A 13,887-nucleotide genomic window follows, 5' to 3' on the forward strand; every position below is an offset into this window, starting at 1 on the left:
CTGCCCAGTCCTCCACGAGGATCACCTTCCCTCCTGACCTTGATCACCAAGGCCAGAGTCAGACGAAGATCACCAAGTGGGTCACTTTTGATCCGTCGTCAGAGGGTCAGCGTTCGGCCGTCGTCGAGAACGCCGCTGGGAGGCGTCCGGATAGGCCCGGTAGTTGTAGCGGAGCTGCACAACCAGGACGCTACTCCGATTGGCCCCATGGAATGGGCGGAACAACTAAAGGCGTGGCAGGCACGTTGTTTCGGCGATGCATTTGTGACGCGGAGTGTTCGACGACGAGATGCTGACGCGCTGCGAAGAGATCATGCGCAAGGTGTGCGAGGACTTCGAAGCGGAACTGAAGGAGTTCAACGGCGAACGTGATCACGTCCACCTGCTGATCAACTACCCGCCCCAGGTCGCCGTCTCGAAACTGGTCAACTCTCTCAAGGGCGTCTCCGCTCGCCGGATACGGCTGGGGGTACCTCCCGGCCGAAGGCTGGGGGAGAGTTCACCGGCCGGATCAACCGCGCGATCATGCACGGACACCTGTGGTCACCCTCGTATTTCTCCGCATCATGCGGAGGATCACCATTGGCGATCCTCCGCCAGCACATCGAGCAGCAAAAACGCCCGCTCTAAAGTGCACGTCAGAGCAGCCTTGAGATGCATTCATCCCCGGCGTGAACGCCGGGGCTTTATGCAAGAGTCCCGGTAAGCCGCCAGGGCACTGAGCTCGACGGTGCGCAGGGCGGTGACCGGCGCTCGTTGCGGTCGTCGCTGCTGGATGCCGGACGTGATGTCCGTCTTCCGTAAGGATTCGGACATTCCGTTGCGAGCTCGCGGCGGCTGTGATGGAAGGCATGAGATCGCGTTCGCTCCGTCCGCCGGTGTTCAGGGGGCGAATGCACGACGCCCGCACGGCGACCTCGATCGGGCGGTGGCTGGGCCTGGCGTTCGCGGTGTGCTTCGTCACCGGACTGCTCAGCCACTTCCTCCAGCATCCGCCGGGCTTGCTGGCCAACGAACTGCCGAGCCGTCCGGTGTGGGGCTACCGGCTCACCCAGGGCCTGCACGTCGCTTCCGGCATCGCAGCCATTCCCCTGCTGCTGGCCAAGCTGTGGGCGGTGTACCCGCGACTGTTCGCCTGGCCGCCCGTGCGATCGGTGCTGCACGCACTGGAGCGGCTGTCGCTCGGGGTGCTGGTGGCGGGAGCCGTGTTCGAGTTGGGCACCGGGCTGCTGAACACGGTGCAGTGGTATCCGTGGCCGTTCTCGTTCGTGCCCGTGCATTACGCGGTGGCCTGGCTGGTGGCCGGGGCGCTGGTGCTGCACATCGCGGTGAAAGCACCCGAGATCAAGGCGCACTGGAGCCGACGGTCGCCCGGAACACTCGCTCTGCCCGCCGAGGATGCGTTCGACCGGCGCTCACTGCTGGCCGCGGTGGCAGCGGCGGTCGGCGCGGTCACGCTGACCACGGTCGGCCAGTCCTTCACCCCGCTGAAGAGGCTCGATCTGCTCGCGCCCCGCCACCCGGACCACGGCCCGCAGGGCCTGCCGGTCAACCGGACCGCGGCTGCGGCCGGCGTCGGCCGGATACCTGATGACTCCTACCGTCTGGTGGTGGACGGGCCACGGCCCTACACGCTGACGCTGGCAGAACTGCGCGGTCTGCCGCAGCGCGAGGTGGAACTGCCGATCGCCTGCGTGGAGGGCTGGAGCAAGTCGGCGCACTGGGCCGGCGTGCGCGTGGCGGACCTGCTGGACCGGGCCGGCGCCCCGTCGCATGCGCGCGTGCGGGTGGTGTCGTTGCAATTCCGCGGCGCCTATCGGGTTTCCGAGATGGGACATGAATACGCCCGCGACCCGCTCACCCTGCTCGCGCTGCGCCTGAACGGGCAGGAACTCACTCCCGACCACGGCTATCCGGCCCGCCTCATCGCACCGAACCGGCCCGGCGTGCTGCAGACCAAGTGGGTTGGCCGACTGGAGGTGCTGTCATGAAGCCGAGGCATGTGAGGGTGAGCGTGACGCGGGTGCTCGCCGGCGTGGCCGGACTGGCGCTGATGGGCGTGGGCGCGTCCTTGCTGCTGGACGTACCCGACCCGATGGACGTCCTGGTCTGGCTCGGCGGGGCCCTGGTCCTGCACGACGTGCTCATCGCGCCGCTCGTGCTGCTCGCCGGGTTGGTCCTGGTCCGCGGCGGCGTGCGAGGACCCGTCCGCGGGGCACTGCTGGTCGCGGGCGCGTTGACGGCCGTGGCCCTGCCGGTGCTGCTGCGTCCGGGACCCACGGCCAACTCCTCGGTCCTGCCGCTGGACTATCCGCGCAACTGGCTGTTCACGCTGCTGGCGGTGGCCACGGTCACCATGCTCGCCCTCGCAGCGCGTGGATTCGGCCGGCATCGGCGCCGTCCGCCGTCCTGAATCCGCCGACTGGCCGTACGTCTCGCCTTCCTGCAGGGGTCTTACACGTTTCCGCCGGAAGGGTGGCGACCACGGCATGCACGGGGTGGCGGGGCGGCTGTTTGCGACCGGTGACGAACTGGGCCGGGCGGGGGTGTACCGGCTGACGGTGGCTTGCTGACGGTGGTGACGTCACGACCGGGCGCATCCCGGTCCGGAGTAATCCGCCTTACGAATCTCTGACGTGGCGGGGCCGCATGGGTCCGTGTCCGCATGTGTGGCCCTACCGTCGTCACCATGCTGATCCTGGTCACCGGAGGCGCGGGCTTCATCGGCTCGCACGTCGTCACCGCCCTCACCGGCGCCGGGCACGAGGTGCGCGTGATCGACGCCCTGCTGCCCGCCGCGCACCGCGTCGCCCCGTCGATTCCCGAGGGGGTGGACTGGCGGCATGCCGACGTCCGCGACACAGAGGCTGTTGCTGACGCCTTGCGTGGTGTCGACGCCGTCTGCCACCAAGCCGCGATGGTCGGGCTCGGCAAGGACTTCGCCGACGCACCCGACTACGTCGGCTGCAACGACCTCGGTACCGCCGTACTGCTGGCCGGCATGGCCGAATCCCGGGTGCGCCGCCTGGTGCTGGCGAGTTCGATGGTGGTCTATGGCGAAGGGCGCTACGAATGCCCCCGCCACGGCGTCGTCCGGCCGGGGCCGCGCCGGGTGGACGACCTGGAGGCGGGCCGCTTCGAACCGCCCTGCCTCCAGTGTGGTGAGCCGCTTGCCCCGGGGCTGGTCGAGGAGGACGCGCCGGCCGACCCGCGCAACGTGTACGCGGCCACCAAGCTCGCCCAGGAGCACCTCGCCGCTGCGTGGGCACGGGCGGTCGGCGGGCGGGTTGCCGCGCTGCGGTACCACAACGTCTACGGGCCCGGGATGCCGCGCGACACCCCGTACGCCGGCGTCGCCTCCCTCTTTCGCTCCGCACTCGGGCGTGGCGAGTCGCCGCGGGTGTTCGAGGACGGTGGGCAGCGGCGGGATTTCGTCCACGTCCGGGACGTGGCCGCAGCCAACCTCACTGCCCTGACCGGGGCGGACGGTCTTCCGGACGGCACCCTGCGGGCGTACAACGTGGGCAGCGGCGAGCCGCACACGGTGGGGGAGATGGCGACCGCGCTCGCCGTGGCGTATGCCGGGCCGATGCCGGTCGTGACGGGGGAGTACCGGCTCGGCGACGTCCGCCACATCACGGCTTCCTCCGAACGGTTGCGCAACGAGTTGGGCTGGAAGTCGCAGGTCGCCTTCACGAAAGGAATGGCGGAGTTCGCGGCGGCACCGCTGCGCGCCGGGTGACCCGTCATCACGGCCGGCCCCAGCAGCGAGTTCGCGGCTGAGTGCGGCAAGTTCGGCCGTGGGTGCGATGGCGGGTGGTGCGAAGCGGCCGTCGTCCCCGAGGACGCGGGTGGCTTCGGTCAGGGCCCGGCTCCCCTTCACCACGCTGCGGCCCAGCACGTGCTCGCCGGGACACCCGGGCGCATCAGTTCCTCCCGGCTCGTCGCCTGCCGTGGCGCAGGAAGAACTCCGGCGGACGAAACTCTCAGATGGCCAGGGCGAGTTCGTGGCGTTTCGGATAGCGTGGCGGGCGGACGTAGTCGTCCGCGACCTCCAAGCCGAGGATGCAGTCCTCCTCGTCGCCGCGTGCCGTCAGCGTGATCACCGGCAGCGGGCTGTCCTGCCGGATACGGCGGCACACCTCCAACCCGTCCATGCCTCGGAGACGGTCGCGTCGTCGTCCACGACGAGTACGCGTTTCACACCGCCGAGTCTCGCACCGGCGTTCGGCCGTCCGAGGGAGGGGCGGCGGACGTCAGCAATCCGTAAGGTCACCAAATCCCTTATGCCTGTTTTGTGTCCGTAGGGTGAGTGAGGTGATTGAGACACACCTCCCTCCACCTGCTCCCGTTGACGTGGTGCTGCCCTGCCTCGACGAGGCCGAGGCCCTGCCGTGGGTGCTGGACCGCATCCCCTCGGGCTGGCGCGCAATCGTCGTCGACAACGGCTCCACCGACAACTCGGCGGACATCGCCCGCGCCCTCGGCGCGCATGTGGTGCACGAGCAGCGCCGCGGCTTCGGCGCCGCCTGCCACGCCGGGCTGACCGCGGCCACAGCCGACGTCGTCTGCTTCTGCGACTGCGACGCCTCCCTCGACCCCACTCTGCTGCCCGCCGTCACCGGGCCCGTCCTCGACGGCTCGGCCGACCTGGTCCTGGGCCGACGCCGACCCACCACCCCCCGAGCCTGGCCCCCGCACGCAAGGATGGCCAACCTGGCGCTGGCCCAGATGATCCGGCAGCGCACCGGACTGCGCCTGCACGACCTCGGCCCGATGCGCGCCGCCCGTCGAGGGGCCCTGCTGGCCCTCGGTCTGACCGACCGGCGCTCCGGCTACCCGCTGCAGATGGTGGTCCGCGCCGCCGACGCGGGCTGGCGGGTGGCGGAGAGGGAGGTGCCGTACAGCCCGCGCACCGGCCGCTCCAAGGTCACCGGCACCTGGCGCGGCACCTGGCAGGCCGTACGCGACATGCGGGCCGTCCTCGCCGAACCCCCCGTCACCGCACCGGCCGCCGGCGCGAGTGCCGCGGGAACCGGACGATGAGCGCCGGGCACGCGGTCACGGAGCCGCTCACGCTGCTGGTCATCGCCAAGGAGCCCGTCCCCGGGCGAGTCAAAACCCGGCTCACCCCGCCCTACACGCCACACGAGGCGGCCGCCCTGGCCGAGGCCGCCCTCACCGACACGCTTCACACGGTGCTCCAGGTTCCCGCCCACCGCCGCCTCCTCGTCCTCGACGGCTGTCCCGGCCCGTGGCTGCCGCCCGGCTTCGATGTCGTTCCGCAGGTCTCCGGCGCTCTGGACGAGCGGATCGCCGCCGCCTTCGCACACTGCGGCCATGGGCCCGCCCTGCTCGTCGGCATGGACACCCCGCAGTTGACCCCGGACCACCTCGCCGGGGTCGGCCGCGACCGCCACGACGCCTGGTTCGGTCCGGCCGCCGACGGCGGGTTCTGGGCACTCGGCCTCGCGGAGCCGGCCCGCGCCAAAACCCTCGTACGGGGCGTACCGATGTCCACCGACCACACCGGAGCGATCCAGCGCGCCCGGCTCACCACGGCGGGGCTGAAGGTCGCCGACCTGGCGGTGCTGCGTGACGTGGACACCGCCGCCGACGCCGCCGAGGTCGCCGCTTGCTGCCCGCCCGGCTCGCGTTTCGCCGCCGCCCTCGGCCGGGCGGAGGCCGCACGGTGAGCGCCGCGGAGCCCGTCGTCGCCGAACCGGCCGAGTCGGCCTCGCCGGGCCACCCCCAGACACAGATGGTCCAGTCTGCAGGACTCCACCCGTCGACTCGGCCCGCCGACCGGTTTGCGCCCGGGGTACCAGGCGAGCCGTGGACCCACGATCCCTACACACACGCACTGCGCACCGGCCACGGCCCGCTCCACCTACGCCGCCTGTCGCCACCGGCACATCCGGACGGCCGCGGCGGTTCAGGGGAACTGCTCCCGCTCGATATCGAACGCTGGTGCGCTCCCCCCGATGCCGCCGACCTGGACGTGCTGCACCGCTGCCACGGGCCCGTTCTGGACGTCGGCTGCGGACCGGGACGCATGGTGGCTGCGCTCGCTGCCCACGGCGTACGGGCGCTGGGAGTGGACGTCAGCCCCGCCGCCATCGCCCGGACCCGGCGCCGGGGAGGAGCGGCCGTACGACGCTCCGTCTTCGCACTCCTGCCCGGCGAAGGCCGCTGGGCCACCCTGCTCCTGATGGACGGCAACATCGGCATCGGCGGCGATCCGACCGCCCTGCTCACCCGCCTGCGCGCCCTTGTCGTACCCGGCGGGCGCCTGCTGGCCGAGGCCACCTCACACGACGTGGACGAACGCCTCACCGTCCGCGTCGAGGACGCCCACGGCCGTCACGGCCCCTCCTTCCCTTGGGCCCGCCTGGGCACCACCGCCCTGCTGCACGCCGCCACCGCCGCCGGCTGGATCCTCACCAACTGCTGGACCGCTGACAACCGCCCCTTTGTCGAACTGCACCGCCCATCGAAGGACCTCGACACGCATTCCCCGGACACCGGAGGAACCGACCAGCCATGACGGATGCCCTCACCTCTCGCCGGTCGCCTTCCGGGCGGGCCGAGCCCCCGCCCGGTCACCCTGCCGTGCCCATGAGCCGCACCACCGGTCGTGCGCGGGCGCGCATCGCCGTCACCGTCGTGCTCCTCGCCTCACTCACCGCCGTCGTCGCCGACACCGTCCGCGCCGGCGACAACCAGAGCAACCCAGGCCGCCTCCTTGCCGGGTACGCCATAGCCTGGGTGCTGTTCGCCGCCGCCGCATGGGCCGTGCGCAAGGTCCCGGCACGCGCGGCGAGCGTTCTGGTCCTGGCAGGTGCGGCCGCCGTCGCCGTCGCGGCCCTCGTCGCCCCGCCTCGCACCAGCGACGACATGTTCCGCTACGCCTGGGACGGCCGCGTCCAGGCCGCCGGCATCTCCCCCTACGCCCATCCGCCCGCCGCACCGCAGCTCGCCGGCCTGCGCGACAACTGGCTCTTCCCCACCCAGAGTTCCTGCAAGGGCTGGGGCCTGCACCGCACCGACACCGGGCTGTGCGTCCGTATCAACCGCCCCACCGTGCCCACCATCTACCCGCCTGTCGCGGAGGGCTGGTTCCTCACCGTCCACGCCCTCTCCCCGCCCGGCAGCCGCCACAAGCCGCTCCAGATCGGAGGTGCCGCCCTGGCGTTCGGCACCACCCTCACCCTGCTCACCGTGCTGCGCCGGCGTGGTGATCCGCAGCGGGCCCCGGCCCGGGCCGCGCTGTGGGCCTGGTGCCCGGCCGTCCCGTTCGAAGCGGTCAACAACGCCCACATCGACACCCTCGGCGTCCTGCTCACCGTCCTCGCCCTGGGCACCGCCACCGCCGGGACCCGTCGCGGTGCACTCCTCGGCGCCGCGATCGCCGTGAAGGTCCTGCCCGTCCTCGCTCTGCCCGGCGCGTTGTCGGGGCAGCGCAGCCCGGCCCGCATCGTCCGCGTGGCATCGGCAGCGGTCGCCGCAGTCGCGCTGGTCTACCTGCCCTACGTCGTGGCCTCCGGTGCCGGCGTGCTCGGCTACCTGCCCGGCTACCTCCAGGAGGAGGGCTACGAAACCGGAGACGTACGACGCTTCGCCCTGCTGCGCCTTCTGCTGCCGGACGACGCCGCGGGCGTTGCCGCGGTCGTGCTGCTCGCCTTGACCGCGCTCTATGTGTGGCTGCGGGGAGACCCCGCTCGTCCCTGGCACGGCGCCCTGCTGCTCACCGGCACCGCGCTGCTCCTGATCTCACCCAACTACCCTTGGTATTCCCTGCTCGTGGTCGCCCTCGTGGCCCTCGACGGCCGCTGGGAGTGGCTGACCGTCACCTTGGCCGGAACCGTCCTCTATCTCGCCAACCCCTTGCTTCCAGACTTCCCCCTTCAGGCATGGGCGTACGGCACGGCGGCCGCCGTCGTCGCACTCGCCGCCTGCCTGCGCGCCGCTCCGGCACAACGACTGTTGAAGCGACGCCACCGCTCAGCACCGACTGCTGTCCGATCGGGGCGGCAAGCAACTACTGATCCCACCGTTCACAAGTAGCGAGCGGTGATCGGCGCGGGAATCGGTGCAGTCGCCGGTGCCTCGCTGCCGTTGCCGCGTAGCCCCCTTACGAGGCCCTTCGGTTGGCGCATTCGGACCCAGGCCGGCGGGATCGAGGGTGGTGGAGAGCCAGGCCAGGGACCAACGGGCACCTCGACAACTGCATCGACCTTCGAAACAGCTCCGAACATGCCAACCGATCATGTTGCCGCACCGGAAAAGTCCAAGACCCGACAGAATCAAGCTAGGCGACGATGCCAAAAAGTCCAACTGTCTTGCCTCTTGAGTATCCGTCGTACCTCCCGCAGGGTAGCAAGCGCTTGCAGCGAACCCATCCAGCGACGGAGGTCCGATGCACGACGAGAACGCGACACCGGTCCCTGACGACTCCGCCGATGGCTACTCTCGGCGCGCGATGCTGCGTGGTGTCGGCATCGCCGGAGCGGGCCTTGGCCTTGGCGCCTTGACCGGTGGCACGGCACACGCCGACGACGCCCGGACTGTGGCCTCTCTCGCCGCCGACCAGGCCACCGACGCGGCACCCGCCCGTAAGGGCGAGACGATGATCGGGGTGCCGTTCGAACGACGGGGAACTGTGCGGGTCGGCATGATCGGGCTTGGCAACCGCGGCGGCGGCATGATCGACCTGTTTCTGGCGATGCCTGGCGTCCAGGTCGTCGCTCTGTGCGATCCGGTCAAGGAGAAGACCGCGAGAGCCGCGAAGAAGGTGTCGGACGCGGGCCAGCCTGCGCCCGCGACGTACACGAAGGGCCAGGACGACTTCGAGAACCTGTGCAAGCGCGGCGACATCGACTTCGTGTACGTGGCGACGCCGTGGGACTGGCACTTCGAGATGGCGAAGACGGCGATGCGGAACGGAAAGCACGTCGGTGTGGAGTGCCCGATCGCCCTCCAGCTCGATCAGCTGTGGGAGCTGGTCGACCTGTCCGAGCGCACGCGACGGCACTGCATGCAGTTGGAGAACTGCTGCTACGGCCGTAATGAGATGCGGGTGCTGCGCATGGCGCATGCCGGGAAGTTCGGGCGGCTCCTGCACGGCGCCGGCGCGTACATCCACGATCTGCGCGGTCTGATGTTCGATCCGAACTATTACGAGGGTCCGTGGCGGCGGCTGTGGCACACACGGCTGCGCGGCGACCTCTACCCGAATCACGGGTTCGGCCCGGTCGCCAACTACATGGACATCAACCGTGGTGACCGCGTCACCCACATCTCCAGCTTCGGGACGCCCTCGTTGGGGCTCGCCGAGTACCGCGAGGCCAAGATGCCGCACGGCGACCCGAGCTGGAAGGAGACGTACATCGAGAGCGACCGCACGATCAGCCTCGTCCAGACGGCGAAGGGGCGGGTGATCCGGCTGGAGCACGATGTCTCCACACCACACCCCTACTCGCGGATCAACAGCCTCGGCGGCACGAAGGGTGTCTTCGAGGACTACCCCGCGCGCATCTATATAGAGCCGGACCACACCAACGACAGCTGGGGCGACTTCTCGAAGTACTCCGACTGGGACCACTGGCTCTGGAAGGAGCACTCCAACCCGCCCGGCGGGCACGGCGGTATGGACTACATCATGGTGTTCCGCCTGATGCAGTGCATGCGGCTCGGCCTGGTGCCCGACTTCGATGTGTACGACGCGGCGACCTGGACATCGCCGGTGCCGCTCAGCCATGCATCGATCAAGGCGAACGGCGCGCCCCAGCCGATCCCCGATTTCACCCGGGGCCTGTGGGAGAAGGCACGCTCGGGCGTGGACTCGCAGAAGCCGGAGGGGTGACACTCACAGTGAGGTGAGACCGAGCCGCAGGCCCGGCGCGAAGTGGCGCACCGGGCCTGCGACAACTACCTCAGGTCCTCTGAGCACGCATCGCGGCCGAGCTCGTCGGGCTACGGGCCCGCCTCGACAGCGTCAGTCACTCAGTCGGCGTGGAGCACCCCGATGCCGGCATCGCCCTGCGTGAACCGCGAGAACAGCTCCGTGAGAACAGCCGGGTCTCCCATGTGATCGAGGACGAGCACCGGCTGCTTCTCGCCGTCCTGTTCAGCAGGGACGAAGTCGGTGACGATCTCGCGACGCAGCAGCAGGACCCGGGCGTCGTCCGCAGGATCGCGGGCCAGGCCGCCGAGGTGCTCGAGAAAGGAGTCCGAGAACTGGGCCAGATCGTCAACGAGCACCTCCCGGAAAGCCGTGCCACTGACCGCGAGCCGGTCGCCCATGCGTTCATAACGGGCCGACAGGTCGGCTCCGGTGGACGGCTGGCGGAGCGACGGCGGCCGGTACGCCACTGCGTCTGGGCGAGCGGAGAACGTCCGTCGCGACTTCACGCCGTCTCCCGAGGCAGTCGCCGAGCTGAACAGCCCGCTTGCGTCCGGGGCGGCACGCGGTGGCCACGCTCACCGCGTGCCGACGTCGTAAGCGGTGCCGCCGGCGACGGCCCGCAGTTTGTCAGGGTTGGCCATGTTGTGGAGGGCGGTGATGCGGCCGTCGGCGTTGAAGTCGAAGGTGACGGTGGCGATCACGCGTCCCAGGCCGCTGAACACGATGCGGCCGGCCCACCTTCGGATCTTCATGCGCGGAAGTAGCACTTCGCCGGCGGCGAGATGTTCTCAATCGAAGTGGAGGACTGAGCGGTGCGAGGCCACGGCCACGACAAGTCTCAGGTCCGTCTCCGCAAGGGAAGGGCCGTTCCAGTGTCAATCCGTCGCCGGCCACACCTCGGGCCCGCCGCCGTGCCACTCCACCAGGGGCGACATCGCCACGTCCAGTTCGTCCAGTTCGTCCAGGCCTTCCAGGCCGGCCCGCGCCATGAAGACTGACAGGTCGTGCAGGCTGTACGCCGTTCCGAGGATGGTCCCGTCGGTACGCACCTGCCGGCCGCCGCCCTCCCCGGGCGGGTTCACGATCACACGAGCAGCCATGCCACCATCTTGCGGCCGGGCCGTGCGGGACGCATCGCGGCGTGGAGCAGTCGAGGTACCCGCGCAGTATCGGGCCACCGTCTTGGGGGCGACGTGGATGGTGCGGAAGACCTGGCCTCCGACGTCGCCCATGGCCAACCGGCTGTGTCACCGAGGGTGGCGGCCAGGCCAGGCTCTCCGATATCACGCAAGGAAGCGGCCGCCGCACGCTCGGTGGCCGCCGTGCGGTGGTTGACCCGGTCCCTATGCCGGTCGCGTGCGGGCGTCGGCGCCGCGCATCTGCCAGGCAACGAACCATGAAGAAGTGCGATTCGGCACAGCGGCATACAACCGCCGCGTCACCCGTCAGGCATCCACCGGCGGCACCGAGGCCAAGCGGCGCTGCGCGGCGGCTTGGATCTCGGAAGGACCGCGTGCCCATTCGATCGTGCGGCCGACCACCGTCGCCACCGGCCGGTCCCAGCAGGAGCGGACCGCCGCCGGACGACGTATGCCGAGTTCGACCCGCCCCCAGTCCGGAAGGAGCCCGACCGCGGCATTCATCAACAGACGCACGACCAGCCGCTCACGTCCGGTCCGGCCGAAGCCCCGGAGAAACCGCACGGAGTCCGACGCGGCTCGGGTGGCACGGAGTTGGGGGCGTATGCGGTCCAGGTAGTGCTCGACCTCCTGAGTGTCGCACGGCACCTTCTCCGCGCCCAGCATCTCGGCGACCGGGGCGACCTGGCGGTAGTAGGCGTCGCACTCGGCAGGCGTCAGCCGCAACCGCTGAGGCGCGTACGTCTGGTAACCCACCAGGAAGCAGCGCACCTCCGCGATGTGCACCCAGGTCAGCAGTTCGGGGTCGTCCGCGCGGTAGGGCCGGCCGTCCGGGGCGGTGCCGCGCACCCGGGTGTGAATCCGACGCACCAGGGCGATCGCCTCGTGCGCGGCCGGCGCGGAGCCGAAGGTCGTCGTGGTGACGAACCGCGCGGTGCCGATGAGCCGGCCGACCGGGTCGGACCGGAAATCCGAGTACTGGTCGACCCCGGCCATGGCCAGAGGGTGCAGTGACTGGAGCATCAGCGCCGCGAACCCGCCGATGAGCATGCCGGTCGGATGCCCGTGCACCCGCCAGGCAGGATCACCCGGGACGATCCCGAGCAGCCCGGGATCACCGGCCGGACCCTCGTACCGCTCCAGTTTGAGGTCCCCACCATGCACGGTCGCCTTGAGTTCCTCGGCGATCCGGGTCCTCAGCCCCACAAATACCTCCGCGATCCGATGCAAACCGCCCCAGCATCACCATTCTCTCCGGTCGACGCGACGACGGCCCGGGGGGTGGCCACGACCCCGACCATGCTTCCGCCCGCACCACGTGTGACACCACGGCCCTGCGTCGCCGCCTGCTGCGCCTGTCCGTAAGTCTGTGGTGGCAGCCCTACTGGAAGACCGTCCCCTCGGTGCCGGCGGCGCGCACCGAGCTGCGGCAGCCGGCCCGCGCCCGGAGACCGGGGCGCGCTCGCCGCGGTTGCGCGTCGGCCGGGACCGTGCGGCGTCCGGTCCGGTCTAATGGGGTGCACCCAGGTTGGTGCCGGCGGCGAGTGCGGCTGCCTCTCCGCGCGAGGTCACGTCCAGTTTTCGCAGCAGGCCTGCGACGTGGAACTTAACGGTGCTCTCCGTGATGCCGAGCTCGGCCGCGATCGCCTTGTTGCGTCTGCCCTGGGCGACCAGGTGGAGCACCTCGCGCTCGCGGCGGTTGAGGGCTGCCAGACGCGTCTCATCGCTCCGATTGGCGGGAGGCTCGAGAGGGAGGCCGATTGTCGCGTGGCTGCCCCATCCGGGGACCGCTTCCAGGGTGACCGCGGCACCCAATGTCTGTGCCCGGCCCTCGAGTTGCCGATGCAGGGCCGGCACGTCGAGTTTCCCGGACTCCTGGTCACGTACGTCGACCACAAGCGAGGCGCCCGGGCAGCTCCAGGCGATGCGCAGGCGAGTCAGGTCAGGCTGGGCGATGAAGGCCAGCACGGTGGCGCGCGTCATCGCGCGTGCCGCGTAGGCGATCTCGCCCGGCAGAGGCCGTCCGTCCTTCGGCGGGGCCACGAACTCGATGTGCGCCTCGTGATGGCGCAGCATCTGCCGGAGGTCCTTGCGCAGCGTCGCGAAGGCCGCATGGGCAGTCTCCTGCGACAACTCCTGGTCGGACTTCTGCGTGGAACGCAACGCGATCAACGCGGCGGACGCCGTATCGGTGGCAGCCAGTCGCGCCCTGGCGTCATCGAGTCCGGACGAGCGCAGCGTGGACAGAACGGCCACGAGCGAGGTTTCGTGTGCAGCCACCATCTCCGTGATGGTGCGCGCCCGTTCGCTGGACGCGGCACGGGACTCTGCCAGGTAGTCGGGACTGGCCTGGGCGACCTGCTGCCGGATCGACGTTGCCACGATGCCGAAGACCGCTGACAGCTCGGCCGGATACGGGACCGGCCTCTGAGAACCCTGCGGAACGAGCAGGAGCAGCGTGTCCCCCCGGTCCCGCACCGTCCACACCGAGCGCTGAGCACCACCGATCCCGGCAGTGGTGCTCAGCGCCCGGCCCGGCTCGACGACCCGCTTGAGGTCTTCGAGCTCATCGATGGTGACCTTGTGGATCAGATCGGCGGCTCCGGCGACCTTACGCGGACGTCCCGTGCACTCGCGAGTGAAGATCACGAGCGCTGCGTGCGGCCACCGGTGGGACAGGAGCCGGGAGAAACGGGGAGCGATGTCGTGCAACGGGCCGTCGATGACATCCCGCAGCGTGAGAAGACCACCGGTTGAGGCCTGCTGAGCTGGCATTCCATCGACCCTACACTCTCCACCCACTGTTCGAAGGTCGAGGATTTCCCATCCACAAGACCAGGC

The 13,887-nt window shown here is 70.2% G+C and carries 12 protein-coding genes and 3 pseudogenes; 9 read left to right on the top strand and 6 right to left on the bottom strand.

All coding sequences use genetic code 11. The features are described 5' to 3' along the window. The first annotated feature begins 256 nt into the window (after positions 1–256). From tnpA to ABZ818_RS33870, 4 genes and pseudogenes are all read left to right on the top strand, one after another. Positions 257–630, top strand: a pseudogene (tnpA, locus tag ABZ818_RS33855) (IS200/IS605 family transposase). A gap of 263 nt (positions 631–893) precedes the next feature. Continuing rightward, entirely contained in the window at positions 894–1,991 is a 1,098-nt protein-coding gene (locus ABZ818_RS33860; RefSeq protein ID WP_361423303.1) for a molybdopterin-dependent oxidoreductase, read from the top strand. Further along, a complete protein-coding gene (locus tag ABZ818_RS33865) occupies positions 1,988–2,413 on the top strand; it encodes a hypothetical protein (protein ID WP_361423306.1) in 426 nt (141 codons plus the stop codon). The genes ABZ818_RS33860 and ABZ818_RS33865 overlap by 4 nt, the downstream gene beginning before the upstream one ends. 276 nt (positions 2,414–2,689) lie before the next feature. Continuing rightward, positions 2,690–3,742, top strand: coding sequence for an NAD-dependent epimerase/dehydratase family protein (locus ABZ818_RS33870; protein ID WP_361423309.1), 1,053 nt, complete (start codon positions 2,690–2,692; stop codon positions 3,740–3,742). Between the two features lie 292 nt (positions 3,743–4,034). Here the strand turns inward: ABZ818_RS33870 and ABZ818_RS33875 are convergent. Beyond that, positions 4,035–4,166 (bottom strand): annotated as a pseudogene (locus ABZ818_RS33875) (DNA-binding response regulator); the annotation flags it as partial. A gap of 151 nt (positions 4,167–4,317) precedes the next feature. On the opposite strand from ABZ818_RS33875, the gene ABZ818_RS33880 reads away from it, so the two are divergent. From ABZ818_RS33880 to ABZ818_RS33900, 5 genes are all read left to right on the top strand, one after another. Then, positions 4,318–5,046, top strand: coding sequence for a glycosyltransferase family 2 protein (locus ABZ818_RS33880; RefSeq protein WP_361423312.1), 729 nt, complete (start codon positions 4,318–4,320; stop codon positions 5,044–5,046). Continuing rightward, positions 5,043–5,696 carry a DUF2064 domain-containing protein gene (locus ABZ818_RS33885; RefSeq protein WP_361423315.1) on the top strand — a complete coding sequence of 218 codons (654 nt, stop codon included), beginning with the start codon at positions 5,043–5,045 and terminating at the stop codon, positions 5,694–5,696. The genes ABZ818_RS33880 and ABZ818_RS33885 overlap by 4 nt, the downstream gene beginning before the upstream one ends. Further along, entirely contained in the window at positions 5,693–6,547 is an 855-nt protein-coding gene (locus ABZ818_RS33890) for a methyltransferase domain-containing protein (protein ID WP_361423318.1), read from the top strand. The genes ABZ818_RS33885 and ABZ818_RS33890 overlap by 4 nt, the downstream gene beginning before the upstream one ends. 71 nt (positions 6,548–6,618) lie before the next feature. Continuing rightward, positions 6,619–8,067: a glycosyltransferase 87 family protein gene (locus ABZ818_RS33895; RefSeq protein WP_361423321.1), complete on the top strand. Its 1,449-nt coding sequence runs from the start codon at positions 6,619–6,621 to the stop codon at positions 8,065–8,067. A gap of 352 nt (positions 8,068–8,419) precedes the next feature. Beyond that, positions 8,420–9,865 (top strand): Gfo/Idh/MocA family oxidoreductase, encoded by a 1,446-nt coding sequence (locus ABZ818_RS33900; protein ID WP_361423324.1) that lies wholly within the window; start codon positions 8,420–8,422, stop codon positions 9,863–9,865. A 140-nt stretch (positions 9,866–10,005) separates the two neighbouring features. Here ABZ818_RS33900 and ABZ818_RS33905 read toward each other — a convergent pair whose 3' ends face one another. The 5 genes and pseudogenes from ABZ818_RS33905 to ABZ818_RS33925 all read right to left on the bottom strand — a co-directional run bounded on the left by ABZ818_RS33905 (position 10,006) and on the right by ABZ818_RS33925 (position 13,821). Beyond that, a complete protein-coding gene (locus tag ABZ818_RS33905; RefSeq protein ID WP_361423327.1) occupies positions 10,006–10,305 on the bottom strand; it encodes a hypothetical protein in 300 nt (99 codons plus the stop codon). A gap of 177 nt (positions 10,306–10,482) precedes the next feature. Next, a pseudogene (locus ABZ818_RS33910) lies at positions 10,483–10,638 on the bottom strand (RNA polymerase subunit sigma-24); the annotation flags it as partial. 144 nt (positions 10,639–10,782) lie between these two features. After that, positions 10,783–11,007 (bottom strand): hypothetical protein, encoded by a 225-nt coding sequence (locus tag ABZ818_RS33915; protein WP_361423330.1) that lies wholly within the window; start codon positions 11,005–11,007, stop codon positions 10,783–10,785. A gap of 345 nt (positions 11,008–11,352) precedes the next feature. Next, positions 11,353–12,252, bottom strand: a complete 900-nt coding sequence (locus ABZ818_RS33920) for an oxygenase MpaB family protein (RefSeq protein ID WP_361423333.1) — start codon at positions 12,250–12,252, stop codon at positions 11,353–11,355. 303 nt (positions 12,253–12,555) lie between these two features. After that, positions 12,556–13,821 (bottom strand): LuxR C-terminal-related transcriptional regulator, encoded by a 1,266-nt coding sequence (locus ABZ818_RS33925; RefSeq protein ID WP_361423336.1) that lies wholly within the window; start codon positions 13,819–13,821, stop codon positions 12,556–12,558. Positions 13,822–13,887: the final 66 nt, after the last annotated feature.

Source organism: Streptomyces sp. NPDC047453 (assembly GCF_040643155.1).
Lineage (GTDB): Bacteria > Actinomycetota > Actinomycetes > Streptomycetales > Streptomycetaceae > Streptomyces.